Source organism: Caballeronia sp. M23-90, from assembly GCF_053574605.1.
The window spans coordinates 1-6,250 of sequence record NZ_JBSIPA010000389.1 but is presented as its reverse complement, the minus strand read 5'-3'; the positions used below and the strand labels follow the sequence as shown (position 1 = coordinate 6,250).

At 58.4% G+C, this 6,250-nt stretch carries 6 protein-coding genes; 1 reads left to right on the top strand and 5 read right to left on the bottom strand.

Annotated elements, in window-relative coordinates; genetic code table 11:
• Nucleotides 1-525: 525 nt before the first annotated feature.
• The 4 genes from ACRXB1_RS27755 to ACRXB1_RS27740 all read right to left on the bottom strand — a co-directional run bounded on the left by ACRXB1_RS27755 (nucleotide 526) and on the right by ACRXB1_RS27740 (nucleotide 4,486).
• Nucleotides 526-1,677, bottom strand: coding sequence for a porin (locus tag ACRXB1_RS27755; protein WP_075359636.1), 1,152 nt, complete (start codon nucleotides 1,675-1,677; stop codon nucleotides 526-528).
• A gap of 544 nt (nucleotides 1,678-2,221) precedes the next feature.
• Complete coding sequence (locus ACRXB1_RS27750; RefSeq protein WP_449493848.1) at nucleotides 2,222-3,001, bottom strand: ABC transporter ATP-binding protein; 780 nt, start codon at nucleotides 2,999-3,001, stop codon at nucleotides 2,222-2,224.
• 19 nt (nucleotides 3,002-3,020) lie between these two features.
• Nucleotides 3,021-3,734 carry an ABC transporter permease gene (locus ACRXB1_RS27745; protein ID WP_061998912.1) on the bottom strand — a complete coding sequence of 238 codons (714 nt, stop codon included), beginning with the start codon at nucleotides 3,732-3,734 and terminating at the stop codon, nucleotides 3,021-3,023.
• A 62-nt stretch (nucleotides 3,735-3,796) separates the two neighbouring features.
• Entirely contained in the window at nucleotides 3,797-4,486 is a 690-nt protein-coding gene (locus ACRXB1_RS27740) for an ABC transporter permease (RefSeq protein WP_449493847.1), read from the bottom strand.
• Between the two features lie 461 nt (nucleotides 4,487-4,947).
• Between ACRXB1_RS27740 and ACRXB1_RS27735 the strand changes: the two genes are divergently transcribed.
• The gene (locus tag ACRXB1_RS27735) at nucleotides 4,948-5,646 is read left to right on the top strand and encodes a pirin family protein (protein ID WP_075359586.1); all 699 of its coding nucleotides are present in this window, start codon (nucleotides 4,948-4,950) and stop codon (nucleotides 5,644-5,646) included.
• Between the two features lie 111 nt (nucleotides 5,647-5,757).
• On the opposite strand, the gene ACRXB1_RS27730 is transcribed toward ACRXB1_RS27735, so the two are convergent.
• A partial coding sequence (locus ACRXB1_RS27730) for a periplasmic heavy metal sensor (protein ID WP_449493846.1) occupies nucleotides 5,758-6,250 on the bottom strand: 493 nt, incomplete at its 5' end.

Sequence of the window (6,250 nt, the reverse complement as noted above, 5' to 3'; positions counted from 1 at the left end):
TCACAATCTCGCCAGTTTCCTGGTCGATGTAGTGCACTTGAAAGACACTCTTTGCAAGATCAACTCCAACTGGCGTAGCATTCATTTCGGATTCTCCTGGCGCTGGGAAATACTTGCATTTTGCACCCTGCCACATTGACGCAGTAGGCCCGTGAGGTCCAGTTTCCATCGTGCTACGTTCACGGGTGGGATGCGTTCATTCCATTACCCAAGCGCCAACACGCTCCGCAGTACAGCATTTTTGTACACGGACAGTGACTATAGTGCTGGAAAAATCAGCTGGAACGAAACGCGCGAAAGCCTGAGAAGCAGCAACCCGGCATTGCCATTGACCGCTGCAAACAGCTCCCAACCGGCAGCGACTTTTAACCAAGTGCAAACAATAAAAAACGGTGCGATGCCCTTTCGGACACCGCACCGATACGCGCCTCTCGCAGCAGCGTGAAAACCAATTAAAGCTATGAAAAACTGGCTTTAAACAAACTCTCTCTGTCGTTATGCTCCGGCCAACCGCTCCAAGTCAGATTAGAACGTGTGCTGGATACCGGCATAAACACCGGATTGGCTATGACCCGGCAGCGGGTTGTCAGTGCTGACTGCCGTACCTGAGTTGTTCGCATTCAGGCCGTAGTTAGCACCCTTGCTGTTCTGAGCCGTTGCCACCTGGATGTCCAGCAGCGTGCGCTTCGACAGGTTGTACGAGCCGCCGACCGTGTAGATCGTCGCGTTGCCTGCGCCATTGTTGCCGTTCACGTGATACGCCGCTGCGATGATTGCAGCTGCCGGCGTTGCTTGCCACGTAATACCGCCCCATTCGTGATCAAGCGACGTCGGCTGGCCCGGCAGAACGTTCGTGGCGCCCGACGTGCGGATAGCCTGGTAAGCGCCCTGGATCTTGAACTGACCCAGGAACACGTTCACAGCAGCCGTGTATTCGCGCGATGCCGCAAACACGCCGCTCGATACGTTGCCCGCATTGATGTCGCCCGGATTCGGACCGTACAAGGCACCATTCGCTGCGTTGCGGATTTCATCGTACATACCGCGGACCTGGAACAGGGAGGTCGTGTAGGTGACCTGTGCACCAGCTTCACGGCCTTGCGGCGTCGTGCCGTTACCGTTCCAGTTCGTTGCGTTCGACAGCGCGTATTGACCGTAGAAGTCAAAACCCGCGACCTTCGGCGACTGGTACGACACGTTGTTGCTCGATTGCGGCCAGTTGCGACCACGCACCAGCGAAGCCGACGACCAGTTCGACTGACCGAACGGGTCAAAGTCCCACACGCCGTTGGAGATGAACAGTTCGCGACCCAGCAAGAAGGTACCGAACTGGTCGTTGGCGATACCTACCGTCGCCCAACGATTGAAGATGCCATTGTTGCCCGGGCCTTGACCGGTCATGGTGTTGAAGCTGCCTTCCAACTGGAACACGGCCTTGTTGCCGCCACCCAGGTCTTCGACGCCCTTCATGCCCCAGAGGCTGGTACCCCAGTCGCCGCTTTCTGCGCGGAAACGGTGACCGGTGCTGGTTGCAGCGCCGGCAGCATTCGAGCCAGTCGGCACGCCCGTCATGTATTCCAGACCGGCGTCGAGCCGGCCATAGAGCGTCACGCTACTTTGAGCGTGTGCTGCAACGCCGACCGTCAGCAGCGAAGCCGCGAGCAAAGCTTTCTTCATCATCTCCTCCAACCCTGTCAAAAAATAGAAGCCCAAGTGCGGCGGTAGTGGTCCGGTGCCAGCGCACCGAACCGGAAACTATTGAGAGGGATGACACGCAATGGGCAGGTGTGTCCGTGATCCGGGCAAAGAGACCGCCCACGTCACAACCGACCCAATGGATCGGTGTCTCCTCAGTTCTTTTTGAAGTAAAACTACTTTTAATGAACTTCGTTTCCGTACTTTGATTACTAATTTAGCAAATTACCTTTGTGTCGCCAAAAAAATTTGCTGTCTCCCAATCTTCTGTCTCAAAAACGCAATGGTTGGTGTGTTCAGCAAATGAAAAAAATGATCGATATCGGGGCCGGTTCCTTATGGGGTAAGGCTTAGGCTCATTTCCGGACTTGACGCTATGGATTGCATCTATTGACGTGCGTTACGTCTGCCGCTAATGCAAAAAGCGGAATGCGGGCCGAACCTGTTTAGAGATACCAACTAAAAAAAGCGCCCCGTAGGGCGCTTCTGTTTTTGGTTCGTAAGAGAACGTCGACGCTCTGTAGTTTTACTTCAGACTTCCTGAGAGGAACTGCTTCAGCCTTTCGCTGCGTGTGTTGCCGAAAACCTCATCGGGATGACCTTCCTCTTCGATCAGCCCCTGATGCAGGAACACCACGTGGTTCGATACATTGCGCGCGAACGCCATTTCGTGAGTGACCACGATCATCGTGCGGCCTTCTTCAGCGAGCGTCTGCATGACCCTCAGCACCTCGCCAACGAGTTCGGGATCGAGCGCGGAGGTGGGTTCATCGAACAGCATGACGTCGGGGTGCATGGCGAGCGCGCGCGCAATCGCCACGCGCTGCTGCTGGCCGCCCGACAAATGCGACGGATATTGTTTTTCCAGCCGCGGCGCGAGCCCGACTTTCTCCAGATAGGTGCGCGCCCGGTCTTCGGCCTCTTTCTTCGATAACCCGAGCACCTTTACCGGCGCTTCCATGACGTTTTCAAGCACGCTCAGGTGCGACCACAAGTTGAAGTGCTGGAACACCATGGAAAGGCGCGTGCGCATGCGCTGCAACTGCTTCGGCTCGGCCACTTTCAGCGCGCCGTATTTGTCCTTGAGCGTGCGGATTTCCTCGCCATCGACAAAAATCCGGCCCTGGTTCGGCTGCTCGAGAAAGTTGATGCAGCGAAGCATCGTGCTTTTTCCCGACCCCGACGAGCCGATGACGCTGATCACGTCGCCGGCTTTCGCCCGCAGCGAGACGCCCTTGATGACTTCGTGGTCGCCGTACTGCTTGTATAGGCCATCGACGAAAAGCTTGGTTGCCGGAGAATTCATGTGTGCCTGATCCTTGGGCTTATTTACCTTGCGGCCGCAAGTAAGCGAGCCAGCGATGTTCCGCGCGGCGAAACATCCACACGAGCGCAAACGAAATACACAAATAGAGCAATCCGGCGATGCCGAACGCCTGGAACGATTGATAGGTGGCCGAGTTCACGTCCCGGGCGATCTTGAGGATGTCCGGCACGGTCGCCGTGAACGCGACGGTGGTCGCGTGCAGCATCAAGATCACTTCGTTGCTGTAATAGGGGAGCGCGCGGCGCAGCGCCGACGGCAGGATCACCCGCCGATACAGCGTGAACGACGACATCCCGTACGCACGCGCTGCCTCGATCTCGCCATAAGGCGTGGCGCGAATGGCGCCGGCGAAGATTTCTGTGGTGTAGGCGCACGTGTTCAGCGTGAACGCGAGCAGCGTGCAATTCATGCCGTTACGGAAAAACTCGTTGAGCAGGACGTGATCACGGACCACTTGCAGGCTGTAGAGGCCCGTGTAGCAGAGCAGAAGCTGAACGTAGAGCGGCGTGCCGCGGAAAACGTAGGTGTAGACCCAGACGCTGCGCGATAGCAGCTTGTTCTTCGATACCCGCGCGACCGCCAGCGGAATGGAAAGACAAAAGCCGAGCACGATCGATACAACCAGCAGCCACATCGTGATGGCAAGGCCGGTGATCCGATAACCGTCGGTGAAAAGATAATTGCGCCAGTATTCCTGGATGATTTCGAGCATGGATTCCGCCGCGTGGATGTGCCTGGTTTCTTTTTAGGGAGCTGGACCGGGGTGTCGAAGGCCTATAAATCCGCCTTGCGCACGCCCGACGAATAGCGCTTTTCCAGCCTCATCAGCACGAGATTGGACAGCGTCGTGATCACGAGATACACGGCGCCCGCCAGCAGCGTGAAAAAGAAGAACCGCAACGTGCCCTTGCCGGCGTCCTGCGCGGCCTTGACGACATCGGCGAGACCGATGATCGATACCAGCGCCGTCGCCTTCACCATCACCTGCCAGTTATTGCCGATGCCGGGGAGGGCGAAACGCATCATCTGCGGGAACATGATTCGCGAGAAGGTTTGCCACGGCGTCATGCCGTAGGCGGCGCCCGCTTCGAGCTGGCCGCGCGGCACGGAAAGAAAGGCGCCGCGGAAGGTCTCGGTGAAATACGCGCCGTAGATGAACCCGAGCACGATCACGCCGGCCACGAACGGATCGATATCGATCTGATCCCAGCCGAGCGCGTCGGTCAGGTGGTTCAGCCAGATCTGGATGCTGTAGAAGAGCAGCAGCATCAGCACGAGGTCGGGAACGCCGCGCACGAGCGTGGTGTAGACCGTGCCGACGCCCGACGAGATGCGGTTTCTCGACAATTTCGCCGCCGCCCCGATCAGTCCGATCACAAATGCGAACACCAGCGACAAGACCGCCAGCTTGACGGTTTGCCATGTGCCCGAGAGGATGAGCGGCCCGTAGCCTTGCAGAAACATGGAGATTCCTTGGTGACGTGCGCGTGGGCTTGCGCCTTTTGCCTGCGCTTTTTGCTGTTCAACTGCGTCTCTTGCCTGCCCCGCCGCTTGAGCGCTTACCGGCTACAGCCCCAGGCGGTGCCTATTCTAGATGTCCAAAATTGGTGCGCAGCGTTCGAAAGGGCGTTGAAAAGACAAAATCGCCATCGGCCGGACCGACGCGGCAGTGTGTCCGGAGCAACTTCCGGGCGCCTCCAGCCATCCGCCCGGCTTCAGCCGGTCCCGAAAAGGCCGGTATTCTACCCGAAGCCTTTGTGTCCGCGAGGACCGGCGCGGCTCAAGTGGGCTCGAGTGGGCTCGAGGCGGCTCGGGTTACATCGATTACATGCATTTTCAGGACGGTGTGGTGCCTGCGCAGACAGTTGTTGCGGAGCGTGTGCGCCCTTACATTCTCTCCATCGCAACATCACAGGGAGTTCGAAATGTTTGAAATCCGACGCGCCAATGAACGCGGCCACGCCAACCACGGGTGGCTCGACTCGTATCACAGCTTCTCTTTTGCAGGCTACGACGATCCGGAGCACGTGCATTTCGGCGCGCTGCGGGTAATCAACGAAGACCGCGTCGCGGCGGGGCAGGGGTTCGGCACGCATGGGCACCGGGACATGGAGATCATCAGCTATGTTCTCGAAGGCGGTCTTGCGCACAAGGACAGCATGGGCAACGGTTCGACCATTCGTCCCGGCGATGTCCAGCGCATGAGCGCCGGCACGGGCGTACGGCATAGCGAATTCAACGGCTCGGCGACCGAGCCTGCGCATTTCCTGCAGATCTGGATCATTCCGGACGCAGCGGGCGATGCGCCGGGCTATGAAGAAAAGCATTTCGACGATGCCGAAAAGCGTGGCCGCCTGCGGGTGATCGCATCGCCGCAAGGACGGGACGGCGCGGTGAAACTGGGCGCAAACGCCGAGCTTTACGCCGGTCTCTTCGATGGCGACGAGCGCGCCGAATTCGATGTGCCCGCCGGCCGTCGTGTGTATGTACACGTGGCGAGGGGAGCGATATCGGTGAATGGCGAAGCGCTTTCAGCCGGCGACGCCGCCAAGATCGAGGATGTATCGAAGGTGACGCTCGACCGGGGAACCGGCGCTGAAGTCATCTTGTTCGATCTCGCCTGAGCCGGATCAACGCCCTGGCTTGTAGATGAAGAAAGGCCGTGGACCCAAAAGTCCACGGCCTTTTTACTGCGCGGCGATCTTGAAAGACGAATGCATCAAGGCATCAACGCATCAAGGCTGTACCGCCGATGCCCCGGCGCCCGGCGCGCCACGGCGCTGCTCCCAGCGCTGATGCATCTTTTCCTGGCGCTCATGCATCTTGGCGAAACGCGCTTTCAATGCCGAGCTGACCGTGGTCTTTTGCTGGTCATTCAACGCGTTGTAGAAGTTCAGCCATGCGGCGCTGGTCTGGTCGCGCAACTGGGCGTTCTGCGCTTCGATCTTCTGATGCGCCGCGTACATTGCGTTCAGATCCAGGATGGGCTGGTTCTTCATGGATTCCATTTGCGAGCGCATTTGCTGATGGCTTGCGCGCATCGCCTCATGGTTTTGTTTCATGGTTTGCAACGCGGATTGCCACAGTTTTTCCTGGTCCGCGTTGAGATTCAACTGGCCGTGCAGCTTGTCCAGTTCCTTCCTCATGCGCATTTCCATTCCGTGCCCGCGATGACCGCCGGGGCCACCGGGACCGCCTTCGGTCATCATCATGCCCGGGCCGCCCGGG